The organism is Azonexus hydrophilus, from assembly GCF_001956855.1.
GTDB classification, from domain to species: domain Bacteria; phylum Pseudomonadota; class Gammaproteobacteria; order Burkholderiales; family Rhodocyclaceae; genus Azonexus; species Azonexus hydrophilus_A.
Genome location: NZ_MTHD01000003.1, coordinates 18,439 through 38,790, shown reverse-complemented (window position 1 = coordinate 38,790; position 20,352 = coordinate 18,439). Strand labels below are relative to the sequence as shown.

20 protein-coding genes are annotated in these 20,352 nt (G+C 62.3%); 11 read left to right on the top strand and 9 right to left on the bottom strand.

All coding sequences use genetic code 11. The features are described 5' to 3' along the window. Positions 1–14 precede the first annotated feature (14 nt). Entirely contained in the window at positions 15–947 is a 933-nt protein-coding gene (locus tag BJN45_RS08865; protein ID WP_076094338.1) for an MBL fold metallo-hydrolase, read from the top strand. Positions 948–983: 36 nt separating this feature from the next. Here BJN45_RS08865 and BJN45_RS08860 read toward each other — a convergent pair whose 3' ends face one another. After that, positions 984–1,553 (bottom strand): hypothetical protein, encoded by a 570-nt coding sequence (locus BJN45_RS08860; RefSeq protein WP_205750564.1) that lies wholly within the window; start codon positions 1,551–1,553, stop codon positions 984–986. A gap of 112 nt (positions 1,554–1,665) precedes the next feature. Between BJN45_RS08860 and rpiA the strand changes: the two genes are divergently transcribed. Together rpiA and BJN45_RS08850 are read left to right on the top strand one after the other, a co-directional pair. Continuing rightward, positions 1,666–2,334: a ribose-5-phosphate isomerase RpiA gene (gene rpiA, locus BJN45_RS08855; protein WP_076094337.1), complete on the top strand. Its 669-nt coding sequence runs from the start codon at positions 1,666–1,668 to the stop codon at positions 2,332–2,334. Between the two features lie 60 nt (positions 2,335–2,394). After that, positions 2,395–2,964, top strand: coding sequence for a hypothetical protein (locus BJN45_RS08850; RefSeq protein ID WP_076094335.1), 570 nt, complete (start codon positions 2,395–2,397; stop codon positions 2,962–2,964). Between the two features lie 48 nt (positions 2,965–3,012). Here BJN45_RS08850 and BJN45_RS08845 read toward each other — a convergent pair whose 3' ends face one another. After that, a complete protein-coding gene (locus tag BJN45_RS08845; protein ID WP_076094333.1) occupies positions 3,013–4,842 on the bottom strand; it encodes a GGDEF domain-containing protein in 1,830 nt (609 codons plus the stop codon). 153 nt (positions 4,843–4,995) lie between these two features. On the opposite strand from BJN45_RS08845, the gene BJN45_RS08840 reads away from it, so the two are divergent. From BJN45_RS08840 to BJN45_RS08830, 4 genes are all read left to right on the top strand, one after another. Then, complete coding sequence (locus tag BJN45_RS08840) at positions 4,996–5,232, top strand: hypothetical protein (protein WP_076094331.1); 237 nt, start codon at positions 4,996–4,998, stop codon at positions 5,230–5,232. A gap of 22 nt (positions 5,233–5,254) precedes the next feature. Beyond that, positions 5,255–7,177: a PhoX family protein gene (locus tag BJN45_RS08835; RefSeq protein WP_076094329.1), complete on the top strand. Its 1,923-nt coding sequence runs from the start codon at positions 5,255–5,257 to the stop codon at positions 7,175–7,177. A 14-nt stretch (positions 7,178–7,191) separates the two neighbouring features. Then, entirely contained in the window at positions 7,192–7,356 is a 165-nt protein-coding gene (locus tag BJN45_RS17790) for a hypothetical protein (RefSeq protein ID WP_170873063.1), read from the top strand. Positions 7,357–7,454: 98 nt separating this feature from the next. Beyond that, complete coding sequence (locus BJN45_RS08830) at positions 7,455–7,667, top strand: hypothetical protein (RefSeq protein WP_076094327.1); 213 nt, start codon at positions 7,455–7,457, stop codon at positions 7,665–7,667. Between the two features lie 48 nt (positions 7,668–7,715). Here the strand turns inward: BJN45_RS08830 and BJN45_RS08825 are convergent, their stop codons facing one another. From BJN45_RS08825 to BJN45_RS08810, 4 genes are read right to left on the bottom strand one after another with little or no spacing between them, the layout of a single operon-like run. Next, positions 7,716–7,988, bottom strand: coding sequence for an oxidative damage protection protein (locus BJN45_RS08825; protein WP_076094322.1), 273 nt, complete (start codon positions 7,986–7,988; stop codon positions 7,716–7,718). A gap of 30 nt (positions 7,989–8,018) precedes the next feature. Further along, positions 8,019–9,338, bottom strand: a complete 1,320-nt coding sequence (argA, locus tag BJN45_RS08820; RefSeq protein ID WP_076094320.1) for an amino-acid N-acetyltransferase — start codon at positions 9,336–9,338, stop codon at positions 8,019–8,021. Between the two features lies 1 nt (position 9,339). Next, positions 9,340–10,836 carry a polyphosphate:AMP phosphotransferase gene (gene pap / locus BJN45_RS08815; protein WP_076094319.1) on the bottom strand — a complete coding sequence of 499 codons (1,497 nt, stop codon included), beginning with the start codon at positions 10,834–10,836 and terminating at the stop codon, positions 9,340–9,342. 3 nt (positions 10,837–10,839) lie between these two features. Then, positions 10,840–11,577 carry a 16S rRNA (uracil(1498)-N(3))-methyltransferase gene (locus BJN45_RS08810; RefSeq protein ID WP_076094316.1) on the bottom strand — a complete coding sequence of 246 codons (738 nt, stop codon included), beginning with the start codon at positions 11,575–11,577 and terminating at the stop codon, positions 10,840–10,842. Positions 11,578–11,619: 42 nt separating this feature from the next. Here BJN45_RS08810 and BJN45_RS08805 point away from each other — a divergent pair, with 42 nt between their 5' ends. The 4 genes from BJN45_RS08805 to BJN45_RS08790 all read left to right on the top strand — a co-directional run bounded on the left by BJN45_RS08805 (position 11,620) and on the right by BJN45_RS08790 (position 17,067). Next, the gene (locus tag BJN45_RS08805) at positions 11,620–12,177 is read left to right on the top strand and encodes a thioredoxin family protein (RefSeq protein WP_076094313.1); all 558 of its coding nucleotides are present in this window, start codon (positions 11,620–11,622) and stop codon (positions 12,175–12,177) included. Positions 12,178–12,255: 78 nt separating this feature from the next. Then, positions 12,256–14,739 (top strand): EAL domain-containing protein, encoded by a 2,484-nt coding sequence (locus tag BJN45_RS08800; RefSeq protein ID WP_240494536.1) that lies wholly within the window; start codon positions 12,256–12,258, stop codon positions 14,737–14,739. Positions 14,740–14,773: 34 nt separating this feature from the next. After that, positions 14,774–15,787 carry a class 1 fructose-bisphosphatase gene (locus BJN45_RS08795; protein ID WP_076094307.1) on the top strand — a complete coding sequence of 338 codons (1,014 nt, stop codon included), beginning with the start codon at positions 14,774–14,776 and terminating at the stop codon, positions 15,785–15,787. Positions 15,788–15,927: 140 nt separating this feature from the next. Then, entirely contained in the window at positions 15,928–17,067 is a 1,140-nt protein-coding gene (locus tag BJN45_RS08790) for a TRAP transporter substrate-binding protein (protein WP_083651152.1), read from the top strand. A gap of 130 nt (positions 17,068–17,197) precedes the next feature. On the opposite strand, the gene BJN45_RS08785 is transcribed toward BJN45_RS08790, so the two are convergent. From BJN45_RS08785 to BJN45_RS18015, 3 genes are all read right to left on the bottom strand, one after another. Then, a complete protein-coding gene (locus BJN45_RS08785) occupies positions 17,198–18,946 on the bottom strand; it encodes a TRAP transporter large permease (RefSeq protein WP_076094305.1) in 1,749 nt (582 codons plus the stop codon). Further along, positions 18,946–19,548, bottom strand: coding sequence for a TRAP transporter small permease subunit (locus tag BJN45_RS08780; protein WP_076094302.1), 603 nt, complete (start codon positions 19,546–19,548; stop codon positions 18,946–18,948). Before BJN45_RS08780 ends, BJN45_RS08785 begins: the two co-directional genes overlap by 1 nt. A gap of 105 nt (positions 19,549–19,653) precedes the next feature. Further along, positions 19,654–20,247 carry a hypothetical protein gene (locus tag BJN45_RS18015; RefSeq protein WP_240494535.1) on the bottom strand — a complete coding sequence of 198 codons (594 nt, stop codon included), beginning with the start codon at positions 20,245–20,247 and terminating at the stop codon, positions 19,654–19,656. Positions 20,248–20,352: the final 105 nt, after the last annotated feature.

Sequence of the window (20,352 nt, the reverse complement as noted above, 5' to 3'; positions counted from 1 at the left end):
AACGGAGAGAGACAATGAAAAAAAACGTGCTGGCGCTGTTTGGCGCCTTGCTGCTGTGCGCCCAGGCGGTCTGGGCGGAGCCGATCCTGAAGGTCGAAAAACTGGCTGACGGCATCTTCGCGCTGATCGGCCCGACCGGCGGCCGGCTGTACGAGAACTACGGACTGAATGCCAACTTTGGCGTCATCGATACGCCGGACGGCACCATCCTGATCGATTCCGGCGCCTCGGCAGCAGCCGCCAGACTGCTGGAGACCGAAGCCAGGAAGCTGACCGGCAAGCCGGTGAAATGGGTGATCAATACCGGTGTCCAGGATCACCGCTGGCTGGGTAACGGCTATTTCGCAGCGCAAGGTGCCGAAATCATCGCCCTGCAACGCACCACCGTCAGCCAGCAAAAACTCGGCCGGGCCCAGATCGAAGCGCTGTCCGGCGTACTGCGCGAGCAGTTGCAGGACACTCGCCCGACCGTCGCCGAGCGGCCTCAGCCTGGCGACAGCGCCCATCTGACGCTGGCTGGCCGCACGCTTGAAATCCGCTATTTTGCCGACGCCCATTTCGCTGGCGATGTCGTAGTCTGGCTGCCGCAGGAAAAAATCCTGTTCACCGGCGACCACATCTACGTCGACCGCATGCTTGGCATCCTGCCCGAGAGCAACGCCGAAACCTGGCTGGCCGCCTTTGATCAGGCAATTGCGCTGCAGCCCGCACGCATCGTGCCGGGGCACGGCAGGGTCTGCGACGTGGCGCAGGCGCAGCGCGAAACCGGCGACTACCTGCGCTTCCTCGTCTCTGGCACGCGCAAGTTTGCCGAGGACATGGCCGGCGTCGATGCCGCCGTCGGTGCGCTGAAGGATGCACCGGACTTTCGCCACCTGAAAAATTTCGACGAACTGCATCGCGGCAACATCAACCGCGCCTATCTGCGTTTCGAGGCGGCGCAATAAGAGCCGGCTGGCGGCATTGCCGCCAGCCGTCCCTGCTTACTTCTTCGCCGGACGTCCGGTCTTGATCCGTTCGACACGGCCCATCACGGCCTGCAGTTCCGCATCGTTGAGCGCCGCCAGCACGGCCACGCCGGCACGCAGCAACTCGCTCTTCTTGACCTCGTTGCCGAGCGTGCCCAGGCGCTTCTTGAGCACAGCGATCTGGGCGTACTCGGCTTCCGGCATCGCATAGCTGTCGCGCACCAGTTTCGTCTTCTTCGCCTTGACCGGCTTCTCGGCCTTGACTGCCTTGGCCGGCTTGGCCTTCGGTGCCTGGGGCGGGTCGTAACTGATGGCTTCGGCCTTTTCCAGGGCTTCGGCCAGTGCCTTCTGGTGCTTGGCGACGGTCTGGTCCACGGTCGACGGCTTGCGTGCCGTACGCGCCGGACGGGCCTTGGCCGTCGCTGCGGCAGTTGCCGGCGCAGCGACGGGGGCTGCGACAGCGGCGGTTTCTGCTGCCGGAGCTTGCGCGGCGACGGCGGTTTCGGCCTGCGGTGCCACACGCGGCTTCAGTTTGGCCGGCGGCTTCGGTGCAGCGGTTTTCGGCGCCTGCTTGGTATTGGTCATGGCTACTCTCCCTGATAAAAACGGTATGTGTAGTTTAGCGATTTTGCACTGTCACAAGATTAAACTTTTTTGACAGGTAAAATGCGCGCCAACACCACCACGGAGAATTGCCATGACCCAGGATGAACTGAAGCAGGCCGTCGCCCAGGCGGCAGCCGATTACGTTGCCGAACACGCGCCGGCCGGCGCGATTATTGGTGTCGGCACGGGGTCGACCGCAAACTTCTTCATCGACGCGCTGGCCGCGCTCAAGGATCGTTACCAGGGCGCCGTCGCCAGCTCGGAAGCGACGCGCAAGCGTCTGGAAAGCCATGGCATCGCCGTGCTCGACCTCAACGACGTCGATTGCATCCCGATCTACGTCGATGGTGCCGACGAAGTCGATGCCGGCCTGAACATGATCAAGGGCGGCGGCGGTGCGCTGACGCGCGAGAAGATCGTCGCCGCGGTGGCGACCACCTTCGTCTGCATCGCCGACGGTTCGAAGCTGGTCGACACCATGGGCAAGTTCCCGCTGCCGGTCGAGGTGATCCCGATGGCCCGCGCCCATGTCGCCCGCGAACTGGCCAAGCTGGGCGGCACGCCGGTGCTGCGTGAGGGCTTCGTCACCGACAACGGCAACCTGATCCTCGACGTCAGGGGACTCGCCATCACCGACCCGAAGGGCCTGGAGGCGCAGATCAACCAGATCGTCGGCGTCGTCACCAACGGCCTGTTCGCACTGCGCCCGGCCAACGTGCTCTTGCTCGGTACCGAAACCGGGGTCCGCCGCATCGGCTGATTCATTTTCCTGTCACATCGGGGCGCTACGCTGGCGACACTCAATCGCCGGGAGCGCCCCATGTACTTGTCCGCCCAGGAAATCGCCAACAGTCGCGACCACGCGCTGAACAACCTGCTCGGCTGGTCCTCCAGTTGCCTGCATGCCGGCCAGCGCCTGAGCGAACTGCTCGGCAACGCCAGCCGCGACAGCGTGCAGCACACCAGCAAGCACTGGAGTGCGCTCGGTCACGGCCAGCTCGAATCGCTGACGCAGTTTCCCGCCGCCCTGTGGCTGGACTCGCTGGCCCGCAACAGCCAGTTGCTGGACAGTATCTACGCCATCATCGGCGATACCCACAAGGCAATGATCCGCAACGCCGAAGCGCAGGTTCGCGTCTTCGACGAAATCGCTTTCGCCAGCATCCGGCGCGCCGAGAGAAACAGCCCATGGGAAGCCGGGATTGCTCTTCACGCAATGCGCACAACGCTGGAAAGCGCCGAAAAAACACTGCAGGGCATGAGCACGGCAGCGATCCAGAGCGTCGAACTGGCCGAGAACGAAGTGCACCAGATTTCCGAATCAATCAGCGAGAGCACGCCCCCGACCAAGCGCGCGACGACGCGTCAGGCAAGACAGAACAACAGTTAGAAACCGTCTCTCTCCATTTTCACCCGGCTACGGCCGGGTTTTTTTTCATCAGTTCAGTTGCCGGGATGCCGGTACAACGAGATCGGCGCCCAGCCGGCGGCGCTCGATGAAAACGCTGCCACCGATCACGCCGCCCGGATCCTTGGCCCGTTTCTTGGCCTGTTTTTTGGCCACCGAGGCAGCGGCGGCCACTTCGCGATGCGATTCGAATTGCCCGGACTGGACCCGTACGGCACCGATGGACAAGGTCGGCAGCGACTGGAAACCCAGTTCACCGCGCCGGTTTTCCGCCATGTAACCGCCCTGGGCACGTTCTTCCGGCCCGATCATCGCGTCCATGCGCTCGGCAAAGCTGCGGATCAGCTGCCAGCAACGGATTTCCCAGTCGACACTCTGGAAGACGACAAAAAAATCGTCGCCACCGATATGGCCGACAAAGTCGTTGCGCTGATCGACGGCTTCGCAGACCAGCTGCCCCAGCGTCTGGATCACGTCATCGCCACGGCGGTAACCGAAGTTGTCGTTGAATGGCTTGAAATTGTCGATATCGATGTAGGCCGCGACAAAATCCACATCGGCCCCCAGCATGCGGTCGATATGCTCGTTGATCGGCACGTTGCCCGGCAACTGGGTCAGCGGATTGGCGTAACGCGCCGCGCTGATCTGCATCTCGGTAATCGTCGCCATCAGGTCCTGGCTGCTGCCGACGCCGAGATACTTGCCGTCGCCGGTGACGATGAAGCCGTCGTAGAGATAATGTTTGGGTGCCAGCGCCAGCATCAGCGCCAGTTCCTGGATGCTGGCCTGCTCATCGACGATCAGCGGCGCATGGTCCATGAACAGATCGCAACTCTTGCTTCCATACAGCTCACGCCGGAACGGCCGGGCAAAACGGTCGATCAGGCTGTGCCGGTTGAGCATGCCGACCGGCTGGCCGGCATTGACCACCGGCAGCACGTACAACTCCGGATCGGCTTCAAAACGGGCAATCGCCACGTCGTTCGTCGCCGAAATGCTCAGTGGTTCGATCGCCCGGAGCAGCGTGCGCGCCGTCGGCAGCTTGCCGGAACCGCTGGCCAGCGGTGTCAACGAAATGCGCCGCTGGTCGAGTGCGCTGGACACCGCCGGCGGCAAGTGGCGCGGCGGCTTCGGCGCCGGCCGGGCAATGAAATAACCCTGACCGCAAGCGATGCCCATGTCGCGGATGCAGTTGAAATCCTCGGCCCGCTCGATGCCCTCGGCCACCAGCGAGGCATTGCAGATTTCCGCCAGATCCTGCATCGCCCGCACGAAATGGTATTTGATCCGGTCATCAGCGATGCCATGGACGAAGTGCTTGTCGATCTTGACGAACTCCGGACGCAAGTCGGACCACATGCGCAGGTTGGCAAAGCCTTCGCCGAGATCGTCGATGGCAATCTGGAAACCACGTCCGCGGTAATGCAGCAGTGCCTCCTGGATACCGGGCAGATCGGTGATCTGCTGGTTTTCGGTCAGCTCCAGCACGATGCGGTTGGCCGGCAGGCCAAGCTCACGCAACAGCGCCTGGGTATGTCCGTTCATCAGTTGCGGGTCAAGCAGGCAGCCGGGAGTGACATTCAGGAACAGCCGCCCCACCAGCGATTGCGCGGCAAACCCCCGCAAGCTGGCCTCACGGCAGGCGTGCTCCAGTTCCAGCGCCAGCCCGGCGCGCTTGGCGGCGGCAAACAACTGGTCCGGAGAATGCAGCGAACCGCCTTCCGGACCACGAATCAGTGCCTCGTAGCCAAAGATCGAGCGCGCCCGGAAATCGACAATCGGCTGAAATACCGGCACCAGCAGACCTTCCGCCAGGATATTGCGCAACTCGGAAATTTCATCATCGATCAGGGAGAGCATGGAAATACAACGCGGACTTGTTCGGGGAGGCCAGTGTAGGCGGCGCATATTTCAGTTCGGTGAAAGCTGGAACACGCAGGTGCCGGAAACTGTCATGTCGATGTAATCAAGCGCCGGCATGCTGTCTCCGTCTCCAACGTACTGCCAGACACCATGAACGATGAACTGCAGTTCTGCTACTGCTGCCGGGTACACCACCCGCGTGAGCAGATGCGTCTCTATCCGACACGGGCCGGCTACCGCTGGCGCTGCGTAAAGAGCATCGAAGCGGCAAACAGCAGCCGCCAGGAACGTGATGCCTTCGGCCAGCAGCAAAGCCGGCAAAACCAGGAAGCCAGCCGCCGCCAGGCTGACTGGAGCCTGCTGCAGCGCAGCGGCGGCATTCTCTAACCTTACCCGACGAGCCCTGCCCATGAAAAACCACTGTTTTGAAGACGAAGAAGTCGTCTCCCCGGCGCCAGCCGGGCAGCCGGACGATCCCTTCCGCCGCCGCCTGCTGGCTGCAGGTCTGCTGGCCGGGGCCAGCCTGCCACTCCCGGCGCTGGCCGCCAGCGTTGGCCGGGCAAGCGGCTCACTCCAGCATTTTTCCTCGCTGTCGACTTCGACCGAAGACCTCGTCCGGGTCGGCCACGATTACGCCAGCCAGTTGCTGTACGCCTGGGGCGACCCGGTTTCCGATGGTCCGCGCGCCCGCGCCGATGCCGGCGACGATGCGGCAAGCCAGCGCCAGCAGGCCGGCATGCACCACGACGGAATGCATTTCTTCCCCTTCATGGAATACGGCAAGCCGTCGTCCACCCACGGCCTGCTGTGCATCAACCATGAATACACCGATGATGGTCTGCTGCACGCTGGCGGCATGCACGACTGGAGCGCTGACAAGGTAGCAAAATCCCAGGCCGCGCATGGCGTATCGGTCATCGAAGTGCGCCGCGAAGCGGGCGGCTGGCAAGTCGTCCGGCCATCCTCCTGGGCGAGACGCGTCACCGCCGACACGCCCTGCCGCATCGCCGGACCGGCCCTCGGTCACCCGGCCATGCGCACCCACATGGACAATCGCGGCAACCTTGTCCTCGGCACGCTGAACAATTGCGCCATGGGCGTCACGCCATGGGGCACCTACCTGACCTGCGAAGAAAATTTCAACGGCTATTTCAAGGCTCCGGCCCAGGCCAGCGCCGAACACAAGCGCTATGGCATCAACGCCAAGACCAGTGGCTACCGCTGGCATGAATTCGACGAGCGCTTCGACCTGGAAAAACACCCCAACGAAGCCAACCGCTTCGGTTGGGTCGTCGAAATCGACCCCTGGAACCCAGGGCAGGCACCGGTCAAGCGTACCGCACTCGGTCGCTTCAAGCACGAGGGAGCGACCTGCACCCTCGCCCGCGACGGACGTGTCGTTGTTTACATGGGCGATGACGAACGCTTCGAGTACGTCTACAAATTCGTCTCACGCGACCGCTTCCGCCCCGGTCAAACAGACAACGGCAGCCTGCTCGACGAAGGCACACTCTACGTCGCCCGCTTCGACGACGACGGCAAGGGACGCTGGCTGCCACTGCGCCACGGGAAAAAATACGCTGGCGGCGCGTTGACCGCAGAATCCGGCTTTGCCGATCAGGGCGACGTGGTGATCCGCTGCCGCCAGGCGGCCGACATTGCCGGCGCAACGAAGATGGACCGACCGGAGTGGATTGCCGTCCATCCGGCCAATGGCGATGTCTACGTCACCTTGACCAACAACACGCAGCGCGGGACCGCCGGCAAATCCGGCACCGATGCTGCCAACCCGCGCCCGGAAAACAGTTTCGGCCATATCGTGCGCTGGCAGGAAGATGGGCGGGATGCCGCAGCTGAAGCCTTTACCTGGGACATCTTTGCCCTCGCCGGCGATCCTGCCAGCGCGAACCCGCAGCAGCGAGGCAGCGTGCGCGGCGACAGCTACGGCAGCCCGGACGGCCTGTGGTTTGACAGCAACGGCCACCTGTGGATACAGACCGATGTCTCCGCCAGCACCCTCAACAAGGGCGAATACGCCGCCATGGGCAACAACCAGATGCTGGTTGCCGACCCGAGCAGCGGAGAAACCCGCCGCTTCCTGACCGGCCCGGTCAATTGCGAAGTCACCGGCATCACCAGCACACCGGATGGGCGCACGCTCTTCGTCAATATCCAGCACCCCGGCGAATCGCCCAGCGAGCGCGCCGACCCCGGCAAGCCAACGGCCTACTCGGCCTGGCCGGCCAACCAGTTTTCCGAAGCCGTTGGCGGTCGGCCACGCTCGGCCACCGTTGTCATCACCCGCCGCGATGGCCGGCCGGTTACCGGCTGAAACAGGAGCAAGCCATGCACAAGCAGAACGACATAGTGACCTTTCCTGAACTGTTCGACGGCATGGAACAGTTCCTCGACGAACAGATCTCCCGGCTGAAGCGCGCCGGCCTGCTTACCGCCTCGGTTGCGCTGCCGGGCGGTCTGGCACTGCTCTATCTTGTCGGACGAGCGGCATAAGGCAGGCTCCGCACCAGAATAAATACAAACGTCATCCAACGGAAATCCATCTGGTATATCATTTCCACGACTTCAGAAAAACCCCGAAGGAGCCGCGAATGACACCTACCATCAGCCACGATCGCGCCGGTAACGCGAATTACCGGCTGGCGCTTGCCGCCTGTCCGTCACAATCCTGCGCAGAAGATGGCGATGGCGACAGCGCCAGCCTCGACAACGCCCTGCGTCTCGCCTGGTTGTGGCTGGGCGGCGTCTTTCTCCCCTGTGCCGGGATCGTGCTCTACGCCCTCGGCCTCCAGGCGAGTCCCTGAAAACGACAAACCCCGCCGCAGCGGGGTTCTTTTTATCCGACGCCCGAATCAGGGTTTCGGCGGGACGTAGCCCTGAATCTGGTCGGCACCGTCGCCAAAGAAATGCTTCTCGACCTGTTCGCTCAGATACTTGCGGTGACGCGCATCGACGAGGTTCAGACGATTTTCGTTGATCAGCATCGTCTGCACCTTGATCCACTGCTGCCAGGCTTCCTTCGAGACGCTCTCGAAGATGCGCTTGCCCAGTTCGCCCGGGTAGGGCGGCATATCCAGACCTTCGGCCTCGCGACCGAGCTTGATGCAATTGACCATTCTTGCCATGCCATTCTCCTTGGGAATTGATGCGGCGAATTATAAGGTCTTGAACAGTACCTTCGAACGCCGCTGGTAGTTGTACATTTCCTTTTTTGCCGCCGGCAGGTCGTCGACCGTACCAAGCTTGAAGCCACGCTCGACGAACCAGTGCTCGGTGCGCGTGGTCAGCACGAACAGGCGCTTGATGCCGGCCTTCTTGGCGCGGCGGAAGATGCGCTCCATCAGTTGCTCGCCGTAACCCCACTCGCGATGATCGGGATTGACCGCCAGGCAGGCCAGTTCGGCTTCCTCGGCAGAGTGCTGGTAGAGCGCCGCACAGCCGACGATTATGCCGTCGTGCAGCATGATCGAGAACTGCTCGATTTCCCGCTCCAGCAATTCGCGCGGCCGGTGCACCAGGATGCCTTCCTGTTCCATCGGCTCGATCAGCGCAATCAGTGCCGCGATGTCGTCCGGCTTGGCTTCGCGGATATTCTCCAGCGACTCGCGGGTGACCACGGTGCCGACACCGTCGTGGGTGAACAACTCGCGCAGCAGCGCCCCGTCCTGGGCGAAGCCGATGACATGCACCCGGCCGACACCGGCCCGGCTGGCGCGCACGGCGCAGGGCAGGTAACGGATGATGTCGGTGGTCAGCCAGTCGGCATCGCGCAGCAGTTGCGAGGCCTCGTCGGCAGTCATCGCATCGAGCAGTTCGCCAGCCTTGTCGGTGACGCCGCGGCTGTCGGTCAGGTACACCAGCTTGTCGGCCTTCAGCGAGCTGGCGATGGCTTCGGCCACTTCTTCCATCTGCAGGTTGAAGATTTCACCGGTCGGCGACGGCCCTTCGCAGTTGAGCAGCACGATGTTGCCCAGGCCAAGCTGGGCGTTGATGCCCTCGCTATCCACCTTGCGCACCTTGCCGGCGTAATGCATGTCGATGCCGTCGAGCACGCCGATCGGCTGGCCGGTGATGAAGTTGCCACCGATCACGCGGATCCGGCTGTTGGCCATCGGCGTGTTCGGCAAGCCCTGCGACAGCATCGCCTCGATTTCCAGGTAGACGCTGCCGACCGCATCAAGCACGCAATCGAGCGTATCGGCGTCGGTGACACGGTAGCCGCGGTGATACTTCGACTCGATGTTCTTCTCGCGCAGCTCTTCCTCGATCTGCGGTCGCGCGCCATGCACCAGCACCAGGCGGATGCCCAGGCTGACCAGCAGGTTCACGTCGTAGGCCAGGGTCTTGATGAACTCGCTGGCAATCGCCTTGCCACCGAAGGCAATGACGAAAGTCTTGCCGCGAAAGGCGTTGATGTAGGGCGTGACGGCCCGGAACCAGGAGACGAAGTGGTCGTCGTAGGGGGTGTCGCTCATGTCAGGATTTTTTTCCTTCGTCTTTGAGGGCGTCTTCCAGGCGTTCGCAGAGGGTCTTCAGGACCTTCACGCGGGCAAAGTTCTTGTCATTGGCCTCAACCAACGTCCAGGGGGCCTGTCCCGTTGACGTGCGGTCGACCATGTCACAGACCGCAGAAACGTATTCATCCCATTTCTCGCGATTGCGCCAGTCTTCATCGGTGATCTTGAAGCGCTTGAACTCGGTGTCCTGACGCTCCTTGAAACGGCGCAACTGTTCTTCGGCGGAGATCTGCAGCCAGAACTTGACGACCACGGTGCCGGCCTGCGCCAGTTGATGCTCGAAATCGTTGATCTCGGCGTAGGCACGCAGCCAGTCGGGTTCGGAGCAAAAACCCTCGACCCGCTCGACGAGCACGCGGCCGTACCACGAGCGATCGAAGATCGCCACCCGGCCGGTCCGCGGCAGGTGGCGCCAGAAACGCCACAAGTAGGGCTGGACACGCTCCTCCTCGGTCGGGGCGGCGATCGGGATGATCTGGTACTGGCGCGCATCCATCGCCGCGCCGAGCCGGCGGATGCTGCCGCCCTTGCCGGCCGCGTCAGAACCTTCAAAGACCAGCACCAGCGACCGCTTGCCGACGAAGCGCGGATCACGCACCAGTTCCGACAACCGCGACTGATATTTCGCCAACTGGCTTTCGTAATCCTTCTTGCCCAGTTTCTGCGTCAGGTCGAGTTCGCTGAGCACGTTCTTGCGGTCGATCGGATGAATGATCGGCGGCGCCACCGGCACCTGTTGCAGCGGCTGCTGCAGGCGGCGCTTCATCGCATCGAGAACGATGCGGCCGACGGTCAGCGAACGGTAGGCATCGTCGGTGCCTTCGACGATGATCCACGGCGCCTTGGCGGTATTGGTCACGCGCAGCACATGACCGGCGACATCCTGCAGCTTGTCGTAGGTCTTCAGCCGGTCGTAGCTTTCCTTGGTCACCCGCCAGGCCGTACGCGGGTCCTTCTCCAGCGCTTTCAGGCGCTTCTTCTGCCCATCCTTCGACAGGTGGAACCAGAACTTCAGGACCAGCGCGCCTTCATTGACCAGCATCGCCTCGAAACGGTTGATGTCATCGAGTTGCTCGTCCAGTTCGGCGCGCCGCATGACGCCGGTGATCCGGTCGGCGATCGGCTGCGAATACCACGAGCCGGCGAAGATGCCGACCTTGCCCTTGGCCGGCAAGGCACGCCAGTAGCGCCACATGTACGGCCGCGCCGCTTCCTCGTCGCTCGGCGTCGAGAAGGCCAGCGTCGAGATGTGTCGCGGGTCCATCCACGAATACAGCAGGTTGATGGTTTCACCCTTGCCGCTGCCGTCGACCCCGGAAATCAGGATGACGACCGGAAACTCCTTCTTCTGCAACACGTCGTACTGGACGTCGAGCAAGGCCGCGCGCAGCAACGGCACTTCCTTCTTGAACGTCTCCTTGTCGACTTCGTGGCCCAGCTCTGCTGATTCGAACATGTTTCACTCCCCCCTGAAATCACCCCACAAGGCCTGCAGCACGGACAGCGCCGCCAGGCCTGCCGTTTCCGTACGCAGCACGCGCGGCCCCAGGCGAACCGCCTGGAAACCCGACTGTCGCGCTGCCAGCACTTCCTGCGGATCAAGCCCCCCTTCGGCCCCGATCAACAGTTGTACATTCGTCGCCGGTGCGATGTCGCTCAGCGTATTTTCGGCATCCGGCGCCAGCATCAGCCGCAGGATGCCTGCCGCCGGCTTCGCCAGCCAGTGATCGAGACGTTCCAGCGGCGCCACCAGCGGTACCTGATTGCGCCCGCATTGCTCGCAAGCTGACGCGGCCACACCCTGCCAGTGCGCCACCCGCTTGCCGGCACGCTCGCCGGCCAGCTTCAGCACGCTGCGCCGGCTTTCCACCGGGACGATGTCACGTACGCCGAGCTCGACCGCCTTCTGGATGGTGAAATCCATCTTGTCGCCGGCCTGCAGGGCCTGCACCAGCGTCACCGCCAGCGGTGACTCACGCTCGACATCGCGCCAGTCAGCCAGCTCGGCAAAAACGCGGTTCTTCTCGATGCGCTCGATATGCGCAGGATACTCGCCGCCCCGGCCGTCAAACAACACCATCGGCGCCCCCGGCGGCAGGCGCAGGACACGCACGGCGTGGCGGGCCACGGGTTCGGGCAATTCGACATGGGCGCCCGGCGAAAGGGCCTCCCGGCAATAGAAACGGGGCAGATTCATCGGTGCTATTATGCGGCGAAACACGTCGCCGAAGGGAGCATCATGGTCGCACTCAATCCGCCGTTATGCGATTTCGGCCTGCCGGCCATCGATTTCTCCCTGCCCGGCACCGACGGCAAGCAATACAGCCTGGCCGGCTGTCGCGGCCCGAACGGCCTGCTGGTGATGTTCATCTGCAACCACTGTCCTTACGTCAAGGCGATCATCGACCGCCTGATCCGCGACTGCCGCGAACTGCAGAACCACGGCATCGGCAGTGTCGCGATCATGAGCAATGACACCGAGGCCTACCCGGGCGATGGTTTCGCCAACATGCAGCGCTGGGCGACAGAGCTGGCCTTCCCCTTCCCCTACCTGCTCGACGTCGAGCAGTCGGTCGCCCGCGCCTACGGCGCCGTGTGCACGCCTGACTTCTTCGGCTACAACAGCCGGCTCGAACTGCAATATCGCGGTCGACTCGACGCTTCAGGCAAAACCCCCGGCCCGGCCGACGCACCACGCGAACTGTTCGCTGCCATGCGGAAAATCGCCGAAACGGATCGTGGACCGCAAGAACAGCACGCTTCGATCGGCTGCTCGATCAAATGGCGAAATACCTGATCCCAGCCAGATCGGCTACTGCCATGAACACGCCTTCGGTTATCATCGCGTAATAATTGTGACAAGCCCGGCCACATCTTGAACATCGACGACAACCTCTCCGCCATTGACGATTCCCGGCTTCGTCTCGCCTACCTGCAGGCGGTGGTGTCGAGCCTGCCGCAGGGCATCAGCGTCTTCGACGAACAGCTTCGTCTGCGCGTGTGGAACGAAGGTTTCATCGAGATGCTTGAACTGCCGCCCGAGATCGTCGTGGATGGCGTCAGTTTTTCCGACCTGATCCGCATCCCGGCACAGCGGGGCGAATACGGCCCGGGCGACCCGGAGGACCATGTCCGCCGGATCACGACACTGGCACAGGATTTCCAGCCGCACCGCTTCGAGCGTACCCGGCCCAGTGGGCGCACGCATCTGGTCCATGGCGAACCGCTGCTGATCAACGGCAAGCTGACCGGCTTCGTCACGACCTACACCGACATCACCGAGCGCAAATCTGCCGAGGAACAGTTGCGTCACCAGCATGCCCTGCTGGAAACCGTCATCGAAGCCATTCCCTGTGCCGTCACGCTGTTCGACAAGAATCTGAACCTGCTGCTGCACAATCGCGAATTCCAGCAACTGCTCGGCCTGCCGGACAGGCTGTTTGAACAAACCCCGGTGAGCATGGAGCGCATTTTCCGCTTCAATGCCGAACGCGGGGAATACGGCCCGGGCGAATCCGAATCGATCGTTCGCGCCCTGCTGGCGCGGGCCCGCCATCCCGTCGCCCACCATTTCGAACGGACGCGTCCGAATGGACAGACCGTCGACGTCCGCGGCGTGCCGCTGGACGATGGCAGTTTCGTCACCATCTACACCGATGTCACCGAACGGCGCGCCAGCGCCGAACGCGACCAACTGGCCCAGGTCGTGTTCAACCACACGCCGGCCGGTATTGTCGTCACCGACGAAAACTACCTGGTGCTGTCGATCAACCCGGCGGCGGCCAGCATGACCGGGCGCAGCGCCAACGAACTGATTGGCTCCCCGGTTTTCGAACTGATGCTGGCGGACGACTCCTGGCGAAAGGAGCAGTTGCTGGGCACGCTCGGACTGCACGGTGCCTGGCGCGGCGAAGTCCCGATGCGACGCCGCGACGGCGAAAGTTTCCCGGCCAGCCTGCGTACCAATCGCGTCGAGGAAAGCAGCGGCGGCCTGGCCAGACATTACATCTGGATCTTCGCCGACATCACCGAGCGCAAGGAAGCCGAAGCGCGGATGCAGCACATCGCGCAGCATGACTCGCTGACCGGCCTGCCCAATCGGCTGGCGCTGCTGATGCGTCTCGGCCAGTTGCTGCCGGAAGCCCGTCGGCACGAATGGAAGGTCGGGATCATGTTCATCGACCTCGACCGCTTCAAGATCATCAACGACACGCTCGGCCACCAGGTCGGCGACGAGTTGCTGCGCGAAGTCGCTTGCCGGCTGTCAAGCGTGGTCCGCGAAACCGATTTCGTCGCCCGTCTCGGCGGCGACGAATTCGTCGTCATCCTGCCCGGCATCGCCAACCCGGCCGATACCGCGCTGGTCGCCAGCAAGATCGTCAATGCACTGAGCACGCCGATCGAGGCCGAAGGCCACGAACTGCACACCAGCCCGTCGATCGGCATCAGCCTGTTCCCCGACGACGGACCGGACGGCGACAGCATCCTGAAAAACGCCGACACGGCGATGTACCACGCCAAATCGGCCGGCCGCAACAACTATCAGTTCTTCGCCGCCGACATGAACCAGATCGCCACCGAGCGCCTGGACATCGAACGCAAGCTGCGCCACGCGATCAGCCGCAACGAACTGGCCCTGGTCTACCAGCCCCAGTTCCGCGCCGACAGTTCCCGGCCGACCGGCGTCGAAGCGCTGCTGCGCTGGCACCACCCGACCGACGGCATGATCTCCCCCGACCGCTTCATCCCGGTCGCCGAGGAAACCGGGATGATCGTCGAAATCGGCGACTGGGTCATGCTCACCGCCTGCCGCGAAATGAAGCACTGGATCGACAACGGCCTCAAGCCGCTGCGGGTTGCGGTCAACGTCTCGGCGCGCCAGCTTCGTCGCCGTGACTTCTGCGAAACGGTCGCCGGCGCACTGGCGGAATCCGGCCTGCCGGCTGAATTGCTCGAACTGGAAATCACCGAAAGCTCGGTGATGGAAAACCCCCAGGAAGCCATTCACATCCTCGAGCGCATCGGCCGCATGGGCATCAGCCTGGCGATCGACGATTTCGGCACCGGCTATTCCTCACTCGCCTATCTGAAGCTGTTCCCGATCGACCACCTGAAGATCGACCGCTCCTTCGTCCGCGACATCGAGCACGACCTCAACGACCGGGCCATCGCTTTCGGCACCATCGCACTCGCCCACTCGCTCGGACTCAACGTCATCGCTGAAGGCGTGGAGACCGCCGACCAGCTCGAACTCTTGCGCGCCAACGGCTGCGACGAAGTCCAGGGTTACCTGTTCAGCAAGCCGCTGACCAGCGGTGCCGCCTTTGCCTTCCTGCACGCAGCCCACCCGGCAGAGTAAAATCCCGCCTTTATCTTTCCCGTCCGGAGTTCCCATGGCACAGCGCACGCTGGCTCGCTATCTGACCGAAGAGCATCGCAACAAGGGCCGCATTCCGGCCGACCTCAAATTCCTGATCGAAGTCGTCTCGCGCGCCTGCCAGGCCATCTCGATTGCCATCGGCAAGGGCGGCCTCGGCGGCGTGCTCGGCGAAGCCGGCAGCGACAACGTCCAGGGCGAAGCGCAGAAGAAGCTTGACGTCCTGTCCAATGAAATCCTGCTCGAAGCCAACGAATGGGGTGGTCATCTCGCCGCCATGGCTTCCGAGGAAATGGATCTGCCGCACCTGGTCCCCAACCGTTTCCCCAAAGGCGAATACCTGCTGACCTTCGATCCGCTCGACGGCTCGTCGAACATTGACGTCAACGTCTCGATCGGCACCATCTTCTCGGTACTCAAGTCCCCCGAAGGCGCCGACCTGTCGACCGCAGCCGCCGCCGAACAGGCCTTCCTGCAACCCGGCACCGCCCAGGTTGCCGCCGGTTATGCGGTTTATGGCCCGACGACGCTGCTGGTGCTGACCGTCGGCGACGGCGTTGCCGTGTTCACGCTCGACCGCGAACAGGGCCAGTTCATCCTGACTCAGGAACACGTGCAGATCCCCGCCGACACCAAGGAATTCGCCATCAACATGTCAAACCAGCGCTTCTGGGAAACGCCGGTCAAGCGCTATGTCGACGAGATGGTTGCCGGCAAGACCGGGCCACTGGGCAAGGACTACAACATGCGCTGGGTCGCTTCGATGGTCGCCGACGTGCATCGCATCATGACCCGCGGCGGCATCTTCATGTATCCGATGGACAGCAAGATGCAGGCACAGGGCGGCAAGCTGCGCCTGATGTACGAAGCCAATCCGATGGCCTTCCTCGTCGAGCAGGCCGGCGGTGCCGCGACCACGGGTCGCGAGCGCATCCTCGACATCGTTCCGGACAGACTGCACCAGCGCGTGCCGGTCATTCTTGGTTCCAGAAACGAAGTTGACCGCGTCACCGGATACCACGGCAACTGAAAGGCCGGCTGGCGATTAGGGAATATCCTAATTCGGGAATGAAGCAAATGGGCTGACCATGGCGTTTATCGATTTGCTTCGATAAACGCTGCATCAATCCGCCTTGCCTGGGCAAGGCATCAAAACCGAGGAGACAATTCATGCAAAGACGCAAGTTTCTGACCACCGCTTCGCTGGGCGCTGCTGCTGGCGCCGGTATGCTGCTGAGCGGCTGCGGCAAGAAGGAAGAAGCCGCCCCGCAAACCGCTGCACCGGCCGCTCCGGCCGTCGTCACCGGCGGCGAGACCATTCGCTGGCGCCTGGCCTCCAGCTTCCCGAAGTCACTCGACACCATCTACGGTGCAGCAGAAACCTTCGCTGCCAAGGTCAAGGAACTCTCCGGCGGCAAGTTCGAAATCTCCATCCACCCGGGTGGCGAGCTGGTTCCCCCGTTCGGTGTCCTCGATGCCGTCCAGCAGGGCACCGTCGAATGCGCGCATACCGCGCCTTACTACTTCTTCGGCAAGGACGAGAGCTTCGCGATGGATTGCACCATCCCGTTCGGTCTCAACTCCCGCCAGACCACGGCCTGGATGTTCCAGGGCAACGGCCTCAAGCTGCTGCGCGAACTGTACGCCCAGTACAACATCGTCAATTTCCCGATGGGTAATACCGGCGCCCAGATGGGCGGCTGGTACCGCAAGGAAATCAAGTCGCTGGCCGACATGAATGGCCTGAAGATGCGCATCGGTGGTTTCGGTGGCCGCATCCTGGCCGGCATCGGCGGTGTGCCGCAGAACATCCCGGCCGGTGAAATCTACCAGTCGCTGGAAAAGGGCACGATCGATGCCACCGAATGGATCGGTCCTTACGACGACCAGAAACTCGGCATCAACAAGGTTGCTGGCTACTATGCCTACCCGGCCTGGTGGGAAGGCGGCCCGCAACTGACGCTGTACGTCAGCGACAAGGCCTACAACTCGCTGTCTTCCGAGTACAAGGCGATCATCGAGTGCGCTTCGGCCTTCGCCCACGTCGACATGCAGGCCAAATACGATGCCCGCAACCCGACGGCGCTGAAGGAACTGGTTGCCGGTGGCACCAAGCTGTTCCGCCTGCCGAAGGACGTCATGGACGCCGCCTTCAAGTTCTCGCAGCAGCACTACGCCGAACTCTCGGAAAAGAACCCGAACTGGCGGAAGATCTACGCCGACTACGAAGTATTCCGCCGCGATCAGCACCAGTGGTTCCGCTTCGCCGAAGCCGGTTTCGACAGCTACATGCAGGCACAGAAGCTGTAAGCCCCCTTCCCGGCAAGACCAAAACCCGCAGCCAGGCTGCGGGTTTTTTTATGGGTGCTGTTTTCAGGCTTCAGACACGAAAAAGCCGCCCGAAAAACCCGGGCGGCTCTAGTCATGCAGTTGCAGTTGTTCAGCGTTGTCCGTCTTGCCGCATCTGCTCCATCAAGGCGGCAGCCGGATCAGCCTGGGCCTCCCCCGTCTCTGCCGGTGCCGGCAAATTCGGCTCCTCACCCCAGCCACTGCTACCACCTGTACCGAGTTCGACGGTATTGAGATCCACCTTGACCTTCTCGTCCAGGCTACCAGTCACCAGACCAGGATAAGCGATCAATACGGCCACCATGGCCAGTTGCAGAATGATGAAGGCAAACGCTCCCTTGTATATCTGCGGCGTCGTCAGCGGCTGGATCTGCTTGCCGGTGACCACATCCTTGTAGGCCGTACGGGCCGCGACGCTACGCAGGTAAAACAGGGCAAAACCAAATGGCGGCGTCAGGAAGGAGGTCTGCAGGTTCATCGCAATGATGACCCCGAACCAGATCAGGTTGATATCCATCTTGTCCGCCACCGGCGCCAGAATCGGCACGACGATGAAGGCAATCTCGAAGAAGTCGATGAACATGCCGAGAACGAAGACCAGCAGGTTCACGAACACCAGGAAACCGACCTGTCCGCCAGGCAGCTTGTCGAACAGATGCTCGACCCAGATGTGGCCATCGGCAGCATTGAAAGTGAAGGAAAATACCGTCGAGCCGATCAGGATGAACAGCACGAAGCAGGACAGCCGGGCGCTGTTGTCCAGCGCTTCCTTGAGCAGCACCATCGACAGCTGTCGCCGCGACAAGGCCATGATCAAGGCGCCAACAGCCCCCATCGCTCCACCTTCGGTCGGCGTTGCGATACCGAGGAAGATCGTGCCCAGCACCAGGAAGATCAGCACCAGCGGAGGAACCAGGGCAAAAGTGACGCGTTCCGCAAGCACCGACAGCAGTCCAAGTTTCAATTTGCGGTTGATGATCGCCAGCAGCAGCGAGACCAGGCCGATCACTGACAGCGTGAAGATCGCCCGTTCGTCGAACGGAGCTTCACCTGTCCGGCCAAACAGGGAAGCGGCGACACTGTCGTAGTTCAAATACAGGACCAGACCGATGGCCCAGGAACCAGCCGACAGAAGCCACAAGGACAACTGGCCGCTGCTGCCATTCGGCTCGCGGTAGATGCGCGCCTCTGGCGGCAGCGCCGGCACCCATTCCGGCTTGAAAATGGCCAGACCGATGATGAACAGCACATAGAGCCCGATCAGCATCATCGCCGGAATCATTGCCCCGGCGTACATGTCACCAACCGAACGACCGAGCTGGTCGGCCATGACGATCAGCACCAGCGAAGGCGGCACAGCCTGCGCCAGCGTGCCGGCGGCGGTAATGGTGCCGGCAGCGATGGAACGGTTGTAGCCGTAGCGCAACATGATCGGCAGCGAGATCAGGCCCATGGCAATCACCGACGCCGCGACCACACCGGTGGTTGCCGCCAGCAGCGCGCCGACAACGATGACGGCAAGCGCCAGCCCGCCACGCAGGGGGCCGAATACCTGGCCGATCGATTCGAGCAGATCCTCGGCCATACCGCTTTTCTGCAGGATGATGCCCATCATCGTGAAGAAGGGAATGGCCAGCAGGGTGTCGTTCTGCATGATGCCGAACAGACGCAACGGCAGGGCATGGAACAGCGTGGACGAAAACAGCCCGGCCTCCATGCCGATGGTACCGAAAAGCAGACCGGTGGCAGCGAGCGCAAAGGCCACCGGAAAACCGGAGAGCAGGAAGAAGATCAGCCCGACAAACATCAGCGGGACGAAGTATTCGACGATGAAGGCCATTAGCGTAGCTCCTCGCGGGCACGACCGGCGTGCTCTTCGATTTCGTAGGTGAGACCATCCTCGTCAGGCGCATGCGCGCTGTGAGCCAGCGGATCGGGGATCAGGCCGGCGAGGAAGGCAAAACGTTTGATCAGTTCAGAAGCTGCCTGCAGCAGCAACAGCCCGAAACCGAGCGGCATCATCAGATAGACCGGCCAGCGGATCAGTCCGCCGGCATTCTGCGACATCTCGCCACTGACCCAGGCGCGATGGAACAGTGGCCAGGAGAGATCGATGAAAACCAGACAGAAAGGCGTGAGGATGAGCAAGATGCCGACGATGTCGACAATGTTGCGCACTTTCGGCGAAAAACGGTTGGACAGGAAATCGATGCGGACATGGGCGTTCTTCATGAACACAAAGCCCGCACCGAGCAGGAAAACCGCCGAGAACAGGTACCACTGGATTTCCAGGAAGGCATTTGAACTGATGTTCAATGTCTTGCGTATGGTCGCATTACCCGCAGAAATCACAACGGCAATCAGAACCAGCCAGTAAATCAGTTTTCCCAAACGTTCGCTGAACGCGTCGATCAAACGCGACAGCCTGAGTAGAAGCTGCATTGTCATCCTCCTTGGGCCGCGCGAATGGCGGCACTTCAGCGATGCAGTCTACTCGCGGGCTGAGGCGTCAAAAATTAGGGATAGCCCTGACAGGTCAGCCGACGATCAGCGATAGCCGCCTTCGTTCGCGTTGTGGATGATCCAGGTCAGGTAGTAGCCGGAACCGAAGCCCGACTGATTGGAAAAGATCAGTCGCCCCTGCCCCTTGTAAACCATCTCCCAGCGCGAACGGTCGCTACCGAAATAGAAGGGGATGAATGCCTTTCCGGTCACGTACGCACCCTGGTCCGTCGGCTGCCCGGCCAGATCGACAACCTGTTGCTGCGACATGCCGATGCGCAGGCGGGTGAAACGGCTCTTCGGGCCCGGTACACCAGTGACTTCGCCCTCCCAGTCGTTGATTCCCTTGACCATCGTGCCCTGGCCGGATTCAACCTTGGTTGAATCCGTTACCGGCTTGTTCTTCGACAGGTTGTAGCCGCCCTTGTCGGCAGCGGCAACCGGGGCCGGCGCCTTCTTTGCCGTTGCTGCAGCAGGCGCCGGTGCGGGAGCAGCCGTCTTTTTCCCTGCTTCCTTTTTCTCGGCCACCGGCGCTTCCTGCATCGGCTTCGCCTCTTCCTTCGGCGGATTGGCTACGCAGCCTGCCAGCACCAGAAACGCGGCGGCAGCGGGGAGATACCTGATAGCGGAGAATTTCATCACAGACATATTCCTTTCGAATTCATGGCGGGTGACGGCGTGCGACAAAAGACCCGCAAGTCCTGCGGCAGCCGCGTCGCCGGACATCATAGCCGGTCCGGCAAT